The organism is Sutcliffiella horikoshii (assembly GCF_019931755.1).
Classification (GTDB): domain Bacteria; phylum Bacillota; class Bacilli; order Bacillales; family Bacillaceae_I; genus Sutcliffiella_A; species Sutcliffiella_A horikoshii_E.
Window position 1 is genome coordinate 515,448 of sequence record NZ_CP082918.1, and the last position, 17,718, is coordinate 533,165.

The 17,718-nt window shown below is 40.7% G+C and carries 18 protein-coding genes and 1 pseudogene; 11 read left to right on the top strand and 8 right to left on the bottom strand.

The features are described from left to right. Positions 1–137: 137 nt before the first annotated feature. Together helD and K7887_RS02760 are read left to right on the top strand one after the other, a co-directional pair. On the top strand, positions 138–2,468 hold the full coding sequence (gene helD, locus K7887_RS02755; protein ID WP_223492067.1) for an RNA polymerase recycling motor HelD: 2,331 nt from the start codon (positions 138–140) through the stop codon (positions 2,466–2,468). 236 nt (positions 2,469–2,704) lie between these two features. Continuing rightward, positions 2,705–3,196 carry a hypothetical protein gene (locus K7887_RS02760; protein ID WP_223492068.1) on the top strand — a complete coding sequence of 164 codons (492 nt, stop codon included), beginning with the start codon at positions 2,705–2,707 and terminating at the stop codon, positions 3,194–3,196. A gap of 58 nt (positions 3,197–3,254) precedes the next feature. On the opposite strand, the gene K7887_RS02765 is transcribed toward K7887_RS02760, so the two are convergent. From K7887_RS02765 to K7887_RS02785, 5 genes are all read right to left on the bottom strand, one after another. Continuing rightward, the gene (locus K7887_RS02765) at positions 3,255–4,415 is read right to left on the bottom strand and encodes a hypothetical protein (RefSeq protein ID WP_223492069.1); all 1,161 of its coding nucleotides are present in this window, start codon (positions 4,413–4,415) and stop codon (positions 3,255–3,257) included. After that, complete coding sequence (locus tag K7887_RS02770; protein WP_223492070.1) at positions 4,402–4,926, bottom strand: RNA polymerase sigma factor; 525 nt, start codon at positions 4,924–4,926, stop codon at positions 4,402–4,404. The genes K7887_RS02765 and K7887_RS02770 overlap by 14 nt, the downstream gene beginning before the upstream one ends. Before the next feature lie 133 nt (positions 4,927–5,059). After that, on the bottom strand, positions 5,060–5,584 hold the full coding sequence (locus K7887_RS02775) for a GNAT family N-acetyltransferase (RefSeq protein ID WP_223492071.1): 525 nt from the start codon (positions 5,582–5,584) through the stop codon (positions 5,060–5,062). An 18-nt stretch (positions 5,585–5,602) separates the two neighbouring features. Further along, positions 5,603–6,025 carry a FosM family fosfomycin resistance protein gene (gene fosM, locus K7887_RS02780; RefSeq protein ID WP_223492072.1) on the bottom strand — a complete coding sequence of 141 codons (423 nt, stop codon included), beginning with the start codon at positions 6,023–6,025 and terminating at the stop codon, positions 5,603–5,605. A 10-nt stretch (positions 6,026–6,035) separates the two neighbouring features. After that, positions 6,036–6,506 carry a DUF7878 domain-containing protein gene (locus K7887_RS02785; RefSeq protein WP_223492073.1) on the bottom strand — a complete coding sequence of 157 codons (471 nt, stop codon included), beginning with the start codon at positions 6,504–6,506 and terminating at the stop codon, positions 6,036–6,038. Positions 6,507–7,349: 843 nt separating this feature from the next. Here K7887_RS02785 and K7887_RS02790 point away from each other — a divergent pair. Beyond that, positions 7,350–7,892, top strand: a complete 543-nt coding sequence (locus K7887_RS02790) for an Imm64 family immunity protein (RefSeq protein WP_223493565.1) — start codon at positions 7,350–7,352, stop codon at positions 7,890–7,892. 35 nt (positions 7,893–7,927) lie between these two features. Next, positions 7,928–8,635 (top strand): class I SAM-dependent methyltransferase, encoded by a 708-nt coding sequence (locus K7887_RS02795; RefSeq protein WP_223492074.1) that lies wholly within the window; start codon positions 7,928–7,930, stop codon positions 8,633–8,635. Positions 8,636–8,697: 62 nt separating this feature from the next. Here the strand turns inward: K7887_RS02795 and K7887_RS02800 are convergent, their stop codons facing one another. Together K7887_RS02800 and K7887_RS02805 are read right to left on the bottom strand one after the other, a co-directional pair. Further along, a complete protein-coding gene (locus K7887_RS02800) occupies positions 8,698–9,966 on the bottom strand; it encodes a CYP152 family fatty-acid peroxygenase CypC (protein WP_223492075.1) in 1,269 nt (422 codons plus the stop codon). 89 nt (positions 9,967–10,055) lie between these two features. Next, positions 10,056–10,610, bottom strand: a complete 555-nt coding sequence (locus tag K7887_RS02805) for a DUF3231 family protein (RefSeq protein ID WP_223492076.1) — start codon at positions 10,608–10,610, stop codon at positions 10,056–10,058. Positions 10,611–10,807: 197 nt separating this feature from the next. Between K7887_RS02805 and K7887_RS02810 the strand changes: the two genes are divergently transcribed. Together K7887_RS02810 and K7887_RS02815 are read left to right on the top strand one after the other, a co-directional pair. Next, a complete protein-coding gene (locus K7887_RS02810; RefSeq protein ID WP_223492077.1) occupies positions 10,808–11,599 on the top strand; it encodes a hypothetical protein in 792 nt (263 codons plus the stop codon). A gap of 3 nt (positions 11,600–11,602) precedes the next feature. Next, positions 11,603–12,061: a Z-ring associated ZapG family protein gene (locus K7887_RS02815; RefSeq protein ID WP_223492078.1), complete on the top strand. Its 459-nt coding sequence runs from the start codon at positions 11,603–11,605 to the stop codon at positions 12,059–12,061. A gap of 132 nt (positions 12,062–12,193) precedes the next feature. Here the strand turns inward: K7887_RS02815 and K7887_RS02820 are convergent, their stop codons facing one another. After that, positions 12,194–12,754 (bottom strand): DEAD/DEAH box helicase family protein, encoded by a 561-nt coding sequence (locus K7887_RS02820; protein WP_223492079.1) that lies wholly within the window; start codon positions 12,752–12,754, stop codon positions 12,194–12,196. 660 nt (positions 12,755–13,414) lie between these two features. Between K7887_RS02820 and K7887_RS02825 the strand changes: the two genes are divergently transcribed. From K7887_RS02825 to K7887_RS02845, 5 genes and pseudogenes are all read left to right on the top strand, one after another. After that, positions 13,415–13,774, top strand: coding sequence for a DUF3221 domain-containing protein (locus tag K7887_RS02825; RefSeq protein ID WP_223492080.1), 360 nt, complete (start codon positions 13,415–13,417; stop codon positions 13,772–13,774). A gap of 564 nt (positions 13,775–14,338) precedes the next feature. Beyond that, positions 14,339–14,482: pseudogene (locus tag K7887_RS02830) on the top strand (class I SAM-dependent methyltransferase); the annotation flags it as partial. A 165-nt stretch (positions 14,483–14,647) separates the two neighbouring features. Next, a complete protein-coding gene (locus K7887_RS02835) occupies positions 14,648–15,565 on the top strand; it encodes a DoxX-like family protein (RefSeq protein ID WP_223492081.1) in 918 nt (305 codons plus the stop codon). Then, positions 15,562–16,173, top strand: coding sequence for a DUF4166 domain-containing protein (locus tag K7887_RS02840; protein ID WP_223492082.1), 612 nt, complete (start codon positions 15,562–15,564; stop codon positions 16,171–16,173). Before K7887_RS02835 ends, K7887_RS02840 begins: the two co-directional genes overlap by 4 nt. Further along, on the top strand, positions 16,142–17,695 hold the full coding sequence (locus K7887_RS02845; RefSeq protein WP_223492083.1) for a YndJ family protein: 1,554 nt from the start codon (positions 16,142–16,144) through the stop codon (positions 17,693–17,695). Before K7887_RS02840 ends, K7887_RS02845 begins: the two co-directional genes overlap by 32 nt. Positions 17,696–17,718 lie beyond the last annotated feature (23 nt).

Consider the following 17,718-nt stretch of genomic DNA (forward strand, 5'->3'; position numbering starts at 1 on the left):
AAATCCATGGTAAATTCAAATAGACTGTATTGTATATGTGTGACGTTACTTATAATTATCCTATTATAATCATACAATACAACCCATCTTCGAGTCAACCCCCTAAGTATCCATTTTTGAAAAAAAGGAGTGTTTGCATGAGTACGGAATTTCAGTTGGAGCAAAAACGTGTGGACAATGTGATGGAGACCATTACAGAGGAGATCGGGAAGTTAGAGAAAGAGACTTCCAGACGTAAGGATGAAGTCATTCATATTCGCAAACACTTTTGGGAAGAAGTAAAGGTTAGTACGGATTCATTTGATGATTATCTGGAAACGATCATTGGCTTGAGACAAGAGGCGCAAGCGTTGTCGGTGAGTCAGAGCTCCCATAGACATGCCGCCAAGCGTCTGATCACCCTGCGGAAAATGGAGGAGATTCCTTATTTCGGCCGAATCGATTTTAAAGAGGACGGCACTTCAGAGGGGGAGCAGGTCTATATTGGAATTTCTGCCCTCATGGATCAAAGTGGGGAGGACTTCCTAATTTATGATTGGCGAGCGCCGATCTCAAGCGTCTACTATGATTACCAGCCGGGGCGGGCTATGTACACAACTCCGGAAGGTGAAATCAAGGGCACCTTGGAAAAGAAGTGGCAGTACCTAATCCGAAATGGTGAGCTTGAATCCATGTTTGATACAAGTCTCACGATTGGGGATGAAATTTTACAAAAGGTGCTCGGGAAAGCGACCGCAGACAACTATATGCATAATATCGTCGCCACCATCCAACAGGAGCAGAACCGGATTATCCGACATGACAGAGGAAGACTCTTAATTGTTCATGGTGCGGCAGGCAGTGGAAAGACGTCGGCTGCTCTTCAACGAATTGCGTATTTACTTTATAAATACAGAAATAGTCTTGATGCCGACCAGATTCTTTTATTTTCACCAAACTCGATGTTCAAAAGCTATGTGTCCAATGTCTTGCCGGAGCTTGGCGAGGAAAGTATGGAGCAGGTTACCTTTCAAGAGTATCTTGACCACAGGCTTTCCAAAGCGTTTCAGGTGGAGAATCCGTATGAGCAATTGGAGTATGTGTTGACGGAGAGTGGTTCGCCTGGTTATAGTGCAAGGCTTGCAGGCATAAAATTTAAGGCTTCGTTGCGGTTTTATGATGCAATTCAATCTTATATAGAGTCGTTAGCGTCAGAAGGAATGACGTTTAAAGACATCACCTTTAGAGGGGAAACAATTTTAACGGCACAGCAAATTGCGGACCGTTTTTATCAGCAAGAAACCTCGCTTCGCCTGTCCAATCGCCTGGAAAAGTTGAAGGATTGGCTGATTACAGAGTTAAAAACGATCCAGAAATCGGAAAGCGATAAGCCGTGGGTTCAGGAGGAAATGGAACTTCTCAGTAACGAAGAATACAATGAAGCCCGTGCCTTTTTGGCGAAAAAGAAAGGCTTTGAAAGGGAAGAGGTTGCGGATTATGAAGTCGACCCAAGGGCACTTGCGAGGTTGCTTGTGCATAAAAAGATGAAACCATTGCGTCAAAGGGTCCGTGCTTATCAATTTATCAACTTTAAGGCGTTGTATGAGCAGATTTTTGCAGAGCCGGAGCGGGTTGGCCAGTGGCTGGAAGGGGCGCCGCCTGAAGAGTGGCCGGCGATCTGCCAGGGAACAATAGCGGCCCTAAATGAAGGTAAGCTGATGTATGAGGATGCGACACCATTTTTACTATTAAAAGAATTGATTCTTGGTTTTCAGATTAACAGCTCGATCAAGCATATTGTTGTGGACGAAGCCCAGGATTACTCCCCGTTTCAATTTGAGTTCATGAAGAGGCTTTTCCCAGCTGCCAGAATGACCGTCCTGGGGGACTTTAACCAGGCGATCTTTGCCCATGCAAGTGAAGCGGTCAACTTTGACGTGCTGGAGGGTCTTTATGGACCGGAAAAGACAGAGATTATTAATATAACAAGGAGCTACCGTTCCACACGGCCTATTATCGAGTTTACGAGAAGACTTGTTCCAAACGGAGATAAAATTATCCCGTTTGACCGTGACGGCGAGGAGCCAGTAATGACGGAAGTGGCTGATTTTGAGAGCCTGCATGCAGGGATCACTGAGAGAGTGGAGGAGTTAAAGGCCCGGGGCTATCACAGTATAGCTATTATCTGTAAGTCGAGTGAAGAGAGTGGTCGTGCATATGAAGCACTTTCTTCAGGTATCGAGGAATTAAAGCTGTTGAAAATGAACTCCATGGAGTACGAACAAGGCATAGTCGTCGTTCCGTCCTACTTGTCAAAAGGCATCGAGTTTGACGCGGTCATTATTTATAATGCATCCGATGAAGTCTATGGCGACGAGAGTTTAAGGAGAGTCTTCTATACAGCATGTACCAGAGCAATGCATTATTTGGAGATTTGTAGTGTGGGGAAGGGTTGTGGGGACAGGTTCCTTGACCCGGGTGTGCGTTAATGTAATTAAGTGGTTAGCCACAAACAAATGATAAAGGTATTATTTGTAATTAGAAGAAGGAATATGTGTGTTTTATAATTGAACGGGCGGGCTGTGAGCTGAAGGGACAGGCACTTTGACCCGTGGTGGGCCGCCGTGCCTGTCCCCACAACCCACTGAAACTTTTCTTCTGCAAATTCGTAAATAAAAGCAGGAGGCGATAATATGCAAAAAATATGGTGCTCGGTGAAAGCCTCATGAAATTCTATTGGCTGAAACAATCCGCGGTAATTTCTTTACTTTTTTTATTTGCATTCATAGCAAATTTCAATCTAGTGAATCCTTATTCGACTATGGAAAGCACACTATTAAAACAGCTGGTCATCCTGTTGTCTATTTCGCTGATCTTGTTTGCGTGTAATCAATTGCTCTATAACTATGCAAAGAATAAAAAGCAATTCATGCAACATCCTATATGGGATAAAATGTTCATCGTCGTCCTACTTTGGTTAATGATTTCCTTTGCCCTGTTTATCGTGTTAATTCACATCACGCCATTACAAGACTTACTCAGTCAACATGCATGGCTGATGTTTCTAGTTGTCTATTACTTTTTGTTTTTCATAAATCTATTCATTTTGTCTATTGTACATAAGGTGATGGACGCAACAGTAAAAGTAGAGAAGAAACTTGTTGTCACATGGATCAGTTCTTCTCTATTAATAGCGATAATCTTATTAATGGGCTGAAGGGACAGGCACTATGACCCGTGGTGGGTCCTCGTGCCTGTCCCCTCAACTCTCCTCGCTACTGGATCGGCATAAATGACACGGCCCAACTGCCGTCTTCTTCTTTCACCATTTGAAAGCCCCATTCTTGACCATAGAGGTTCGTATAGCTGATGTATCCACTATCCCCTCGGTCATGGAAGATGCCATCCTGGATTCCGAAGAACGTCTCGCGGATTTGTTCAGCCGAAGAATGACCCATTTCGCTCAAGTATTCCTCTTTATCAATTTGCATCATGTCCTGCCTGTCTGTGTAAAGTTCATATTTTAATTCCCTTTCCTCTTCCAGAGCAGCCTGCACATAAAGCTTGGCGATGCTGACAGGGGAGAGGTCCATTAAAAGTTGTGTATCGAACTCCGTTTTTAGTAGCTGGTAGACTTCCATTTCTTCATTGGACAGCTCGAAGTTCTCTGCGTTTGGATTTGCTTCTTCGAGTACGGTACTTAACGAATCTGGATAAATAGTATTTATTGAATAGATAGGTTGCCCTTCCTCAGTCAAGCCATAAATTTCAAACATCATATCAGGATCCACATCCACAAAAGAAAACCAATATCTTTCTCCGTTCTCAGTTGTAATAATTTCTACAGGGTATTTTTGTTCGCTTTCACCCCTGCTCACAATCACTTCTGCTATTTCTGGATTGATTATCTTACCAAACACTAGAGGGAATGGAGATTCTTCCGTGGAAGGAGATAATAATTGTTGACTGAGCTCCTCCTTTTCCAAAAAGGAATGACTACCTCTATCAAACGTTTCCATCCAGCCATCCTGCGTTCTCTGAATGAATAAGGCATGTATTTGCGTATATCTTTCTTCTTTATTAGTTTGCTGGGTGAAAAAAACAACCACGCCATGCTCTACATTCTCTTGATGAATGATTTCCTCGTACATATAAGGAGTAAGAATCTCCTCAAGTCTTTCTGTCTGAATTTCATCTGCAACAACTACACTCTCACTCGGCCTCTCCAAGTTATTAAAAATCGCCGGGATTAAAATAAGCAGAAATATCAGCGCAGCCGAAGCTAATGCAAAATAATACTTACGTGGAGTGGAGGCTTTCCTCACCTCAGGCGAAGCACTCATTCTAGAATTTATCTGTTCTTGAACCTTCTCTCGTTCCTTTTCGCTCATCGCAACTTTTTGATTTAAGGATCGGAAGTCATTAGATTGCTTCATAACGGAACCCCTCCTTTTCCAGTTCTTTTCGCAGGACTTTCAAGGCCCGGAATAAATCAACCTTTACCTTTGCCTCGGAACACCCCAAAATCTCTGCTGTCTCACCTATAGAAAACTCCTTAATTTTACGTAAAATAATAACATCCCTAAAGGAAGGTTTGATTTTACTTATGGCTAAATAGAGCTGCTTTTCGGACTCATTCAAGATGGCGATATCCTCTGCTGACTTTTCATCATGCATCCCAAAGGGGAGAAAGCTCAAATAGTTTGCTATTGTTCTATTTTTTCGTATAAAATCTATGGTTAGGTTACGCGCAATCCGGAATAACCAGCTTTTCTCACGACCACCTTGAAAATTTTCCAAATGATTATAAGCGCGAACAAACGTATCCTGCACAATATCCAACGCCTGCTCCCGCTCCCCAATCATAAAAAAAGCATAATTAAACACATCATTGCTATAGGTCTCATACCAATCATTAATCCGCTGTTTCCTACCGAGATGATTCATACCCCCCACCCCTTTCTTATCTCTTTACTATTACAACGGACGGGGAGAGGAAAAGTTACAAAAAAGAATCGAGGGGACAGACACCGTGACCCAATCTAAAATGGGTCGTCGTGCCTGTCCCCTCGGCTACATCTTAAAATACATCCTTAACATTTTCCCAACCATACACTACTTCTGTAAGTTTCTTTCCCACCATTTGAACTTCAAGTTCATCTATTTTCTTGCCACCTAGAGCTTCGTAAAATAAACGCGAAACATTATCTTTTAAAACAAGAACAAGCATGGTGTTTAATCCCATTCCTATGAGTTCGTCTATGATTGGTTGAATAAGTGCTTTTCCAATACCTTGTCCCTGATACTCCTTTAAAATATAGATGGCATATAATTCCCCATCGAAACCATCATATTTACCACTTCGCTCTTTACCACCAGAAGAAAAACCAACTATTTCGCCTTCATTATTTTCGGCTACATATACACCGCCATTAGGAATGCTGTTTATCCATATTTGTTCCCGACTTTCATAAGTTAAATTGTTCAAGTATTCATCTGGAACAATATTAGCATATGTTGTTTTCCAACTCTCGACATGTACTTTAGCTATCCCTTTTGTATCTGATAAAATTGCTTTTCTGATTTTAATAGCCTTATTATCCATTTGCTTTCCTCCGCATTTCTAATCAAAAAATTCCATATGTATTTTCTCTTTTGCATAGTAATCCAATCTATCCTGTAGTGTACCTGAATGAAATTCAAATTTATGACCATCTGGGTCCGTAAAATAAATGGACTTTTTATCTCGTTCATCTCTTGGACGACCTGATAAGATGTTCACATTTAATTTCCTTAGTTTCTCGTAGATTTCATCAAACTCTTCTTCTTCAATGGAAAATGCAGTATGTGTATAGGATTGGTATATTTCATTACGAGGTATATCTTTCTCTACATTGAGAGCTAGCCACATTCCATTTAAATCAAAATATGCAGTGTTTCTACCCTTTAGCAACAATTTTGCATCAAATACATTTTTATAAAATTCTATAGAAACTTCTAAATCAGAAACGGAAAATAAAAAATGATTAATTCCTTTTATTGGCATGGTGTCACCTCTATAAAATAGTATCCTTAACAAAAGGAATGTGTCGCGCGAACTTCTCCAAATCAATCTGGAAATAGTCCTCGAGATCTTTTCTAAGTGCAGACTCTAACTCCATAAGCTTTGAAACGGCATAAGACTGTTCAAAGACATTATAAATATCGACTTCTGACCAAATGGTTGTGATCCTAGCCTTGTCTGCAAAAGGCAGCATGGAAAGAATTGCACCGTCCTCGTAATCGTGATACTCGATGGAATAGTAATGGAACGATGGAATGTGGGAAGTAGTCGCCTTTTGTTTCCATTTTAAAAGTGCTTTGTAGAATTCTAGAATAGCGATTTCCGCCTCGAAATAGGTTTCATCCTTAATTTTCACTATAAGAGTTGCATCAATAGAAAGGATGGTAGGAACATCTCTAGAGTGTTTATTGAAAATCGCGTTGGGCTCATTTATGAATTGATAGGTAAACTGAAGGTTGTTCATTTTGCCTCCTTTAATTCTCCACTTCACACCTAAAACAAGGTTGATTAAACTAAAAAACCTCTCCTCCTTCTGACGGAGTGTAGGTTTAGAAGCCCATCACCCCTTCTTAAAGATTGTAGTATTCTCTATTCGGATGGAATAAACTTCGCCACAGCTTAGACAAAAGGTATAGATTTTGTGGGAGCCAGTCAGAGCTAGTTTACTCGTTTTAATAGGCATATAATCTGTTCCCTCGGCAAATTCCATGCCTCCACATTTTAAGCATTCTTGTTCACTCATTTTTTGTATCCCCTCTCTCAACCTACTTGCATGATTTTACGTTATATAGGTATACGTGCTTTAAGAGATTTGGTTTCAATATTAAGATGTAATTATGCTCTAGCGTGTTTGGTAACATTAATTGAAGAAGGAAATGAGGAAAAGTAAACTTGAAAATCTTTAAAGATGTATATATAAACCACCCATCGACACCCTACTTTCAAGTAGAGGTTACGCAAAGGATCCGCTTTGCGATGACAACTCTGCAAGAACAGCGTCTGGAATGAGGATCTAGAATGTACCTGTTTCTATACCACCATTAAGAATATATTAACCGACCACCTCTATTCATACATTCTAGCGTTTTCCAGAGGGTCGCAACGAGAATTATATAGCACTTTTTACAATAAAGAGTACCTTATATATGCAAATGGAGATGTGCTGGATATTGTTTCAAGTGAAAAAAATATAGTTAGTCTCAAGAGTACTTTTAATAAAGAATATGACAAATACCATGAAGAGGAGGGCATAGAAAGTGGTGGGGGTTATATAAATATCGCCACCGTCTATTCCAAAAATAAAGATATGAAAGAGTATCTCCTTGCATTTCTTGATTTTTTCTACACAGAGGAGAACAAAGGTTTGAAGGTTACATATAGCACGGACGTGGATGGAGAAGAGTGGGTGGAAGAGAGAGTACTTAGTAACCGTGGAGTTCTAGACTTGCTTTCGAACTACTACCTTACAATTGAAATGCCAGGGAAGGATTTGGGCATCGAAGGGGAGAAGCTAACGATTACCATAACGGAAGAAATTGATTTTTATGGATTTCTTGTAAATATGAGATTGGTGGGTGTCTGCCAATCTGATTTAAATGAGGTACAGGAAACGTTTATTGAAATTTTGAAGCATTGCTACTCCGTAAGCAACTATGATTACGCACTGATTGGTCATGAGCTAGATATAGAAATTGCGCCGAAGAGATTTAAGACGATCGTTGAAGAGGCAGACTACTTCCCTGTAGCAATAGTGGGGGAAAAATCGAAGCTTCACATCTATAAAGGTTCTTGTAAAATGGATGGAATCACTAAACAGGATCGAAGCTATGAAGTGGTGGATGTGAAGTAATTGTATTCTGCTTTTAAAATGAGAGGAGAGATTAAATGATCAACCCCACAACAGAAACCTATAACAAGCTAGCTCAAACTTATCAAAATGATACAGATGAAGGAAGCCCTTATAACGCTTACTACGAAAGGCCGGCAATGATGGCAGCCTTGCCGCAAAACCTAACAGGTAAAAAAGTGTTGGACGCCGGTTGTTCGGCTGGCTGGTATGCTTCTCAATTGGTGCATCGTGGTGCAGAGGTAACGGGGATAGACCTCAGTCCGGATATGATAAAAGCCGCAAAGGAACGGGTAGGGGATGAAGCGATGTTTCTTTGTCACGATCTCCAAGAGCCTCTGCCTTTTGAGGACAATTCTTTTGATGTGATTATCAGCTCGCTTACGCTGCACTATCTGAAGGAGTGGACCTTGACGTTCCGAGAGTTCAGTCGATTGTTAAAACCCGGCGGAACATTTTTATTTTCGATTCATCATCCATTCATGGACTACACGAGATTCCATTGTGAAGATTACTTTAAAGCCAAACTACTAACAGAAACGTGGCAAAAGCCGAATATCACCATTGAAGTTAGTTTTTATAGGAGGCCGATGGAGGATATAGTCAATGAAACTACTCGATTTTTTGAGCTGGAAAAGCTGATTGAACCCAAACCTCACGAGAAGATGAGGGAGGTTAAGGAGGAAGCGTATCACTATCTCATGACAAATCCGCATTTTCTCATACTGAAAGCTAGGTCTAAATAAAAATGCCCAAAGATCATGGTCTTTAGGCATTTTTTATGAGAAAAATCCTCTGTTCTACGGTGTTACTGGGTAGGCGTGCCTGTCCCCTTAACCCGCATCACGATTTTGCTCTCTGGCAAGCTTGGGATTTGGGACATACTGAAGCTCAAATCTTGTTCTGGTAAGTCATATTCTAAATCATTCACTAGGAAGTCCAGGCTGACATTCATGATATCAACAGTCAGCCATTCCCCGGCGCATCGGTGACCGATATCGTATTCCCCGCCACCTTGGGGGATAAAATCAAATGGACTTTTGTTCCAGGTTTTGAAGCGGTCGGGCTCAAAGCGTTCTGGGTTCTCCCAATCTTCCGGATGATGATTTGTTCCGTACAAGTCTAAGAGGGTAAGCGTGTCTTTTTCAAACTTATAATCATTCCAAGTAAAGTCTTGCTTCACTCTTGCTGCGGTAAAGGGGAAGAAAGGATAGAAGCGGCGAACTTCCTGTACAAATCGTTGGAGACTTGCGCTTTCTCCTTTGTGCAATTTTGCAGCTTCCTCTGGATACTGATGGACTGCAAGAGCGGAAAAGCAAACATAAACAGAAATAGCCACAATCGGACGCAAGAGATTCAGTAATTCCACTGCAACGATTTCTTTATCAAGAAGTTCGCCATTGAGGTCGCGATGCATGGAGAATTGATAGAGGGCTTTGTCTTTTGGCACCTCTATTTTTTTCTCCCGGACTTCGTCTACCAGGTCCTCCAACCAGCTCTCTACACTGGAGCGGGATCGGCGTCCTTTCCAATGCTTTAACCCGATTGCAGCAGCGGATTCATACATATCTCCCAGTTGCACGGAGAACTTCTCCACTTTATCTTCCGGAAGAGGGACGCCCGTCCACTCACAGGCAACCTGTGTAAGAATTTTCTTTGCTTCTATGTATAAAACAATTTCGTCCTCGCGCTCCCATTTTAGGGCGGCATTTTCCCATGCTTTTCTTGTAAGTATCGTAATCTCCTTCAAGCTATCTTTTGTCATAAGGGACATAAACATCGCTTTTCGATGATGGTGCGAGTCACCGTCCATCGACTGCACGCCGCCTTCACCGAAGAGTGTCTTTTGCAATCGTTTTGGAGCTGCGTCTTTTCGTTTAAATTTCTCATTGTCATAAAATATTTTTGCAGCTTCTTTACCAGTCAAGCAAATTGCTTTTTCTGCTAGAAGAGTTGTTTCAAAGATATTAGAGTGGAACATATGACGGCGGTTCATAATGAACTGGTATCCTTCTGATAATAATTTCAGGCTGTGATCCAGTCCTTCTTCCTTAGGCATGGAATGATTACTTTTCAAACAAATCCCTCCTTAATGTATATATACTTTGTATATTTACTTCTTTCTTCCAACCTAAACGTAAGACATGGAGGGGAATTAATAAGGAGTCAACTAGGTGGATGTGGAGCACCAGGTGGACTGTATTTGGGAGGAACCCTTAACCATCCCCTGGACTTCATTAAATTCTTCAGTGGTGCGGCAAACTTCATTAGATGAACCTGTATGGAAAAGAACAAAAGCCCAACATCGGTTCGAACCGTTTTGGACATTGCTTGGGCACAAAAGGTAATGGAAGTGGCAACTTTAGCTGCAATAAGATTTGCAATTTCATCCTCGGTCAGTTTTACCCCCTCGGGAACAGCACTCGGATCGGATACAGGCTTATTGGGATTAACAAGGGGTAATGGGACGCCTTCTTTAACGAGGAAATTTTCTATCCGTTTTGTGTCAGACAGGCTGCCGTCCAATGCATCCTCCAACATGGCTTTCAAGTCTCTATCAATGGTGCTGTTGAGTGCAACCTGATAAAGAGTATGTGACTCCTTAAACGCTGTAAAAGCCGTCCAAAGATCCATTACTTCCCCAACATGTAAAGGTAGTTTAGGCTCTTCATCTGTGAAATTTTTTAGGATGGCTGCTATGGCCTCTATTGCACTAGTCATTGTGGAACCTCCAAAATATGATTTCGTATATTTTTTACCGGAAGAATGGTAAATATTCCTTTCTGCTCTTCATTTAACCATTCAAGTAACTCTTAAACTCCACCATTCTCCTAGAGGTTGGTTCTTAATCGGTGCTACATAAAAGAAAAAGATTGAGGGAACATACGGATAATAGGCTTTTGTTAAAGGAGAACATCATGGAGAATTTTAGTAATAATGACAACACAGCAAGAAGGTATAGAGCGCATGTCAGTATACTGGGAACGACTCAACTTCATCTTAGAAACCCTTATATCATCGCTTGGTGGAGTGCTGCTTTTCCTGGTTTTGGCCATCTGCTTTTGTCCAAATATCTTCGGGGATTTGTGCTGTTTATCTGGGAAGTTTTAATCAATATTAAATCCCATGTTAATTTAGCCATGATCTATTCTTTTCAAGGGGACATCGATAAAGCTAAAGATATTTTAGATACCCAATGGTTATTAATTTATATTCCAGTCTATATATTTGCAATCTGGGATAGCTATCGTACAACGGTTGATATGAATAAAGTCTTTGTGTTGGCAGAACGGGAAGAGCATAGGTTCAATTCTTTTAGTATAGGTGCACTAGAAATCAATTATTTAGATAAACGAAATCCAGTTATGGCAGTCCTTTGGTCCCTTTTTATACCAGGATTAGGTCAACTTTATCTACATAGAATTGTAACTGCATTCTTCGTTATCGTTTGGTTGGTTGTCTTTTTTTATTACTCTCACGGCCTGGAAGCTATATCTTTATTGTTTTTAGGGGAAATCGATAAGGCTACGTCGGTAATTAATCCAGAATGGCTACTGTTCTTTCCATCTCTATACGGTTTTGCCATTTTTGATTCGTATATTAACACGGTTGAAAATAATAAATTATATGATAAAGAACAGCGTGGCTTTTTTATTGATAAGTACCAATCCTCATCCTTTCGAGTATTAAAAGGACAAAAGGTGGACTAGACGATGCAATTATTTTCTACATTTAAACATTCCATTCATATTGAATTGGCTATTTCCACTCTTGAGAAGAAGGGTATTGAAAGGGAAAAGATATTTATCCTACCTCTTGATAATAGAAAAGAGGAACATAAACTATTTGATACCATTCATCATTCCGATGGAACTTCTCTTATTGATATCGGAGCAGCACTCGGGACCGCTTTTGCAGTAATTGGTGCCAGTATAGGTTTTAAATTGGCATGGGGGCCCATTTATTGGGGGTTGATAGGTGCGTGTGTCGGATTTATTTTAGGTTTTGCCATACGTCTCTTTACGGAAAAGGTCTTAAAAAAGAAACAACGGTTGTTAAAAGGCGTCCATTCGGAATTGATTATGATTGTTGATTGTGAAGACGCGCAGGGAGAACTTGTTGAAAACATTTTGTTTGACCACTTTGCATTCGGTGTGACGAAAATAAAGTGAATGAACATTCTGCTTCGATTCAATAAGGTGATTGGAAAATGAAGAAAAAGGGGAAAGAGAGGAGAGGTGGGGAAAGTGCTCTTCAAATTCCCCCCTTGCACCAATATTGGAAAGTGGGGCAAGCCCATCTCCTCAAAAATCAAACTGATCCTTGATGACCCGAGCCACTTCCGCCGCACTCATGTCAGTATTGTTGATCTTGATATAGTTAGGAAAAGTGATCTCCCCATCCATTGAATTCAATCGATGTTTCTCCAGTGTCTGCAATAAGTCATTTTCCGACCACTCCAAGTCCCGCTTTTTTGGCTTATGTTCCAAGCGGTTTGGGGTTTTGTTCCTGTTCAGTCGTTCGTCTAGATCTGCCTCTAATTCTACGTAGTAAACAGTCGCCCCTCTGGATTCAAACAGTTTGGTCAGGTTCCTCACATACTCCCAATCCGACTCCATATCAAACATCCAAACATACGTGAACATCATGCCATACAGATCACTTTTAGAAACCTCTTCAAATATCTCCTGGCGGAACAAATTCACTAATCGCTTAGCTTCCTTTGTGCTGTAATCAAAAAAATGCCCAACTAAATCAATTGTCATATGGTTATGAAAAAGCTTCAAATCTGTTATTTTCGCTAACTCTTGCCCAACCGTCATCTTCCCAACTGCTTGGGGGCCGAATATGTGTACGAATTTCATGGGGATCTCTCCTTATGGTCTAAAGGGACAGGCACCGTGACCCACAATTTAAGTGGGTCGACGTGCCTGTCCCCTCAGCCCTACAAAATAATTAGGATAATTTTAACATAAACATTTAACGAGTAGTCGGAAAAATAATTTGTTTCTGAAAATAACTCTATTTTTTGGTAGTTTATGTTAAATTATATATAAAGAACAGGGAATAGGGGGTGTCTTTGTTGTATGAAAACGTTACTGCATTAATTTTAGGATTTTTTATTTGGTGGGCCATACTCCTAGCATTTAGTCGGTTTCCAAGCAGGTATCCCCAAAATAATACTTGGAAAAAAGATATTTTCATAACGTTTATTCAAAGTGTGATCTTGTTTGCTGTTTTTCAAGGTATTCACTATTTTAGTAGCTAAATTAAATAATAATGCTTAATGAGTAGGTGTATAAATGATATACAAATTACTGCTGTACATGGCAATATCCATTTTCATATGGAATTTTTATGTGGGGCCGACGTTCTTTAATCATGATAGTAGTGATTCGGGGTTATTTATTGGATTAATGCTGGTATGTGTAGTTGTTGGGCATATTTTGAGACGAGAAAAAGTTTGAGGGTAAGTAAGATGGGGCGGCGTGCCTGTCCCCTCGACTTACTAAATGGAGGTACTAATGAAGCCTTTTCGATGTTTCCGCACGGTTGTATTATTAATAAGTTTATTGGTACTTGTGACTGGATGTACACAAATTGAAGAGAAAACATTAGAGTCTAGTATGGTGATAAGAGGCTATATTCTTGAAATAAAAGAGGGAAGAATGTTAGTTGCCGAGGATGTAAGTAAAAGTGAATATGCTAAAATAAGTGATAAAACAACTCGAGAATTAGATGAAGAGGGAATTCCACTAATATATTTAACTTATGATAAATCTATTAATGTAAAAGTAGGGGATGAAGTGGAGGCTTGGGTAGACGGAATAGACGATTCATATCCAGCCCAATCTCATGCAAAAAAGATTAAAGTGAAAGAATAGTAAACTACTTAGTATGAGTGGATATGGCAAGGTAGGTGAACGATGGGTCGCCGTGCCTGTCCCCAGAAAGGAGTGTATAAAAGTTGAAGCTAACAAGCAATAACAATAAATTATTGTACGTCTACCTTACTCTGATGAGTTTAACTTACGGGGGGTATGTATGGTTGTTTCACTATCGAATGAGTATGTCTGAGGTATGGCTTTCCAAGAGCAGCTTAACTCCAGAAGACAGTGCCGTGATTGGACAACTAGGTAAGTGGTCAGAAGCGCTCGAAATATCCTTTTTGCTCTTGTTTGTTGGAATGGTTGTATTTTGTTTTTTGAAGAGGCGATCAGATAGATTCATAGTTAGAAGGTTTCTTGCGGCGAACGCCATTTTAGCGTTAGGAATAGTGGTTTTCAGTTTAATAGTAAATCAAGTTACTTCACTCAATTTTATGAACTTAGTGTTACCTTTGATCAATTTAATCGGTACTGTTATTTTGTTATCCATATACTTGTTATTAGAATGGTTCATTAAGTATAGAAGTTTTGTTGGTAGTGCTTGAACATCACATAGAGGTGAAAGTAGTATTACTGGAATTTTGCGATGAAGATGGTAATTTTCATGCTCACGAATGGGATGAGAAGGATGGAGTGATATTTCGTTCGCGAGAATTCGATTCTAGGAATCAAGGGGATAAGGAGGAAATTCCTTCGCTGCGATAAAGCGATAATTAGAGAAAATTAAAATCAATGCATTCCTCAGTGGCGCTGATCCTGTAACAAGGGTATGCGCTACTTTTATTTTACAGGAAGCTGTTGATTTTAAACCCTATTATTCTTACAAAAACTATGGAAACTTATGTTATTTTAATAGTAGAGGTGACATCAATGAAAAAAGAGCCGATTTATGTAGAAATTCCGATTGAGGCAGGTATAGGTGAAGTGTGGGAGAGGACGCAGGATCCTAGGCTTCATGAGCAGTGGGATTTGCGTTTTTCTTCTATTACCTATTTACCGAAGGAGTCAGAAGACAGTCCGCAGTCCTTTTTATATGAAACGAAAATAGGTGGTGGACTGAAGGTTGCTGGTTGGGGTAAAAGTATTGGGACCCATGACAAGAAGGATGGGTCGAAAACTTCTTCTCTTCACTTTGGTACAGACCAAAAGATTTCCCCTATTAGTGAAGGGAAAGGGTATTGGCGATACATACCCGAGGAAAACGGAATTACTTTCTTAACCCAATATGACTATGAGGTTCGTTATGGAGTATTGGGGCGGTTTTTAGATCTTTTTTTCCGTCCAGTCATGGGCTGGGCGACAGCTCTTAGCTTTGATGTGTTGAAGCGTTGGGTAGAAAAGGGGGAAGCGCCGCGAACACAGTATCTGCGTTTCTTTAGTACCGCACTAATCTCCATTCTCTTTTTCTTTGTGTGGTTTTATCAAGGACTAGTTCCAAAGTTTATCGCTAAACATCCTGAGGAAGTGTCCTTGTTTTCTAGTTTAAGTTCTATTGAAGGAGCTGCAGCGGTACAGGCTGTGGGAATAATAGGCTTACTTGAAATCTTATTAGCAGGACTGTGGCTTCTGTATCGTAAAAAAAGACATCTACACACATTGCAGATATTCGTTTTCCCTATTTTAACCGCAAGTGCCTTGATAGCTAGTCCTTCGATTGCGACGCACCCATTTAATCCTGTTACGTTTAATGCAAGTCTCTGGGTGCTTTCCATTATCGGCTTTTTACTAGCAAAGGATGTACCGACAGCAACAAGTTGCAAGCGCACAAGAAAGGGCGATTCCAAATGACCATCTATCAAAAATTATTGGGGGAGGATTTTCATCGACTCCATCCAAAACTACAAGAGCGTTATGCACTTCCAATGGGCAAGCCCTTCTATGCAGTAGGCACGATGAAAAAAATGGAAAGCGGCGCAGTTTGGTTAAAACCCTTTCTTACGCTATCCACACGCTGGCAATTCCTTTTTCCTGAAAGTGGAAAAGATGTGCCCTTTACGATTAAGAACACCTGTCGATCACTGCCCTCCGGTGAAACAGAAATATATTGGGAACGTACCTTTCATTTTGAAAAAGTTACCCGGAATTTCAACGCATTCATGACGATCGACCCGATGCGCAGAGTGGTGAAGGATTACTTAGGGGAGCCAAGCTTATTTTATTCGGATTTATCTATGAGGGTGACACCAGAAGGATACATGCAGATTAGATCTGGATCTCAACGCTTTCTATTAGGTAAACGGGAAGTCCCCATTCCTCAGGTGTTGGAGGGAATGGTAAACGTGGAGGAAGGTTTTGATGATACCCGGGAAGTGTTTACGATTCAAGTGGATATCAGAAATCCAATCGTCGGGAGGGTGATGGCTTATGAAGGCGAATTTAAAGCAGCGTCTATTTAGCCCCATTTCCCTTGCAGGCATGTTCTTTTTTCTAGCGAGCAGCCTGTTCATAGCCGAGCCCTACCTGTTAATGTTGACAGCTGCCCAGTTAATTTTCGTTCCTCTCATGCTCCAGTTGCTAGTGGAAGTTAAAAGGAAGCATATTGTTTTCACTTTGATTGCTATGCTCTCTGTCTTTTTGTTGAATGTGGTCCCATCCAACGCAGGGCAAATTGTATTAGCCTTCCTCTACTTAGTTTTCACTTTTTTTTTGGCGCTAACAGGGATAAAACGTTTCTTTAAACGCGGCTTTACCAATTGGGCGGAGATTTCGATTGATATTGGTATGATGTACTTATTTGTTGGCGGACTTTGGTTCTTCGCGTACATTGCGGAAATTGATACAGGTTTTAGTCCGCTGATCACCTGGTTAACAGCCATTCATTTTCATTACTCTGCCTTTTTATTCCCGGTCTCTCTAGGGTTCTTTGGGCGTTTACACACTTCAAAGTGGTATCCCTTCATTGTCTGCAGTATTTTGGCAGGTCCGATGCTCGTGGCCATAGGCATTACGTTTTGGCCGATATTGGAATTCATCTCAGTACTGGTGTGCATTTTTGCCATCTATAGCTTGATCTTTCTTTCATTTCGAACAAGTTTCGCGTCCAAACTGCAGGCAATTTTAATAAGGCTCTCTTATAGTGCGCTTGGCATCACCATCATCTTTTCCTTGTTTTATGCGGCCAATAGTGCGTTTGGAAGCTGGTTTGTCAGCATAGATTTTATGCTGGTTTTCCATGGCTTTTTTAATTGTGTGGTCTTCGGATTGTTAGGGGTTCTTGGCTGGGTGATGGCGCCGTCTCAAACGAACCAAGCTGTATGGGATTTTCCTGTGAGTCAAATTCGAGGGAAGTTAAAAGGAGCAGGTGAGCCGCGACCAGGATTAGTAGGGGATCTTAGTGATTTTGTAGATGTAAAATGTTTCCCTGATACCATCGTTCAATTTTATGAACAAACAGATCGTTATCAACTAGTTGCATCTGTAAAATGGTCAACTTGGTTTAAACCACTAGCTTGGTGCTACAAATGGATTAGCACGCAAATGCAACAATTAAATCTGCCTATCTCCAGTAAACCTACTGAAATGACGTATACGATTCGTGCTGTAGATCCAGAGCTTGATGGGAGAAAAAGTCCTCGTGCCTGGATTCGTAAGGTGGAAAACAACACGGTATTTGTGGCGATTTATTCACAGCATGAGACGGAGGGTAGAACCTATATGAATATAGCACTTCCACTTCCTTTTTCTAGTATGATTGGCATTTTGCAGCTTGATGCTGTGGATGGTAGGTTGGTTCTCTCGAGTGAAGGTGATGGGGATTCAGGCATTTATTTAGCGGTTGGGAAGACAATCTTCAAGCTGCCGCTATCGGAGTACTTCATTATTAGAGAGCAGAGTAGAGGAGTGCTCACTGCTGAGCATAAAATGAAGATCTTTGGGGTGCCTTTTTTGAGGGTTGATTATAGGATTGGTGAGAAATAGAGGAATTAAAGGGGAGAGGGAGA

Coding starts and splice junctions, on each gene's coding strand:
- helD (WP_223492067.1), top strand. CDS start 138: ATGAGTACGGAATTTCAGTTGGAGCAAAAACGTGTGGACAATGTGATG.
- K7887_RS02760 (WP_223492068.1), top strand. CDS start 2,705: ATGAAATTCTATTGGCTGAAACAATCCGCGGTAATTTCTTTACTTTTT.
- K7887_RS02765 (WP_223492069.1), bottom strand. CDS start 4,415: ATGAAGCAATCTAATGACTTCCGATCCTTAAATCAAAAAGTTGCGATG.
- K7887_RS02770 (WP_223492070.1), bottom strand. CDS start 4,926: ATGAATCATCTCGGTAGGAAACAGCGGATTAATGATTGGTATGAGACC.
- K7887_RS02775 (WP_223492071.1), bottom strand. CDS start 5,584: ATGGATAATAAGGCTATTAAAATCAGAAAAGCAATTTTATCAGATACA.
- fosM (WP_223492072.1), bottom strand. CDS start 6,025: ATGCCAATAAAAGGAATTAATCATTTTTTATTTTCCGTTTCTGATTTA.
- K7887_RS02785 (WP_223492073.1), bottom strand. CDS start 6,506: ATGAACAACCTTCAGTTTACCTATCAATTCATAAATGAGCCCAACGCG.
- K7887_RS02790 (WP_223493565.1), top strand. CDS start 7,350: ATGAAAGAGTATCTCCTTGCATTTCTTGATTTTTTCTACACAGAGGAG.
- K7887_RS02795 (WP_223492074.1), top strand. CDS start 7,928: ATGATCAACCCCACAACAGAAACCTATAACAAGCTAGCTCAAACTTAT.
- K7887_RS02805 (WP_223492076.1), bottom strand. CDS start 10,610: ATGACTAGTGCAATAGAGGCCATAGCAGCCATCCTAAAAAATTTCACA.
- K7887_RS02810 (WP_223492077.1), top strand. CDS start 10,808: ATGGAGAATTTTAGTAATAATGACAACACAGCAAGAAGGTATAGAGCG.
- K7887_RS02815 (WP_223492078.1), top strand. CDS start 11,603: ATGCAATTATTTTCTACATTTAAACATTCCATTCATATTGAATTGGCT.
- K7887_RS02820 (WP_223492079.1), bottom strand. CDS start 12,754: ATGAAATTCGTACACATATTCGGCCCCCAAGCAGTTGGGAAGATGACG.
- K7887_RS02825 (WP_223492080.1), top strand. CDS start 13,415: ATGAAGCCTTTTCGATGTTTCCGCACGGTTGTATTATTAATAAGTTTA.
- K7887_RS02835 (WP_223492081.1), top strand. CDS start 14,648: ATGAAAAAAGAGCCGATTTATGTAGAAATTCCGATTGAGGCAGGTATA.
- K7887_RS02840 (WP_223492082.1), top strand. CDS start 15,562: ATGACCATCTATCAAAAATTATTGGGGGAGGATTTTCATCGACTCCAT.
- K7887_RS02845 (WP_223492083.1), top strand. CDS start 16,142: ATGAAGGCGAATTTAAAGCAGCGTCTATTTAGCCCCATTTCCCTTGCA.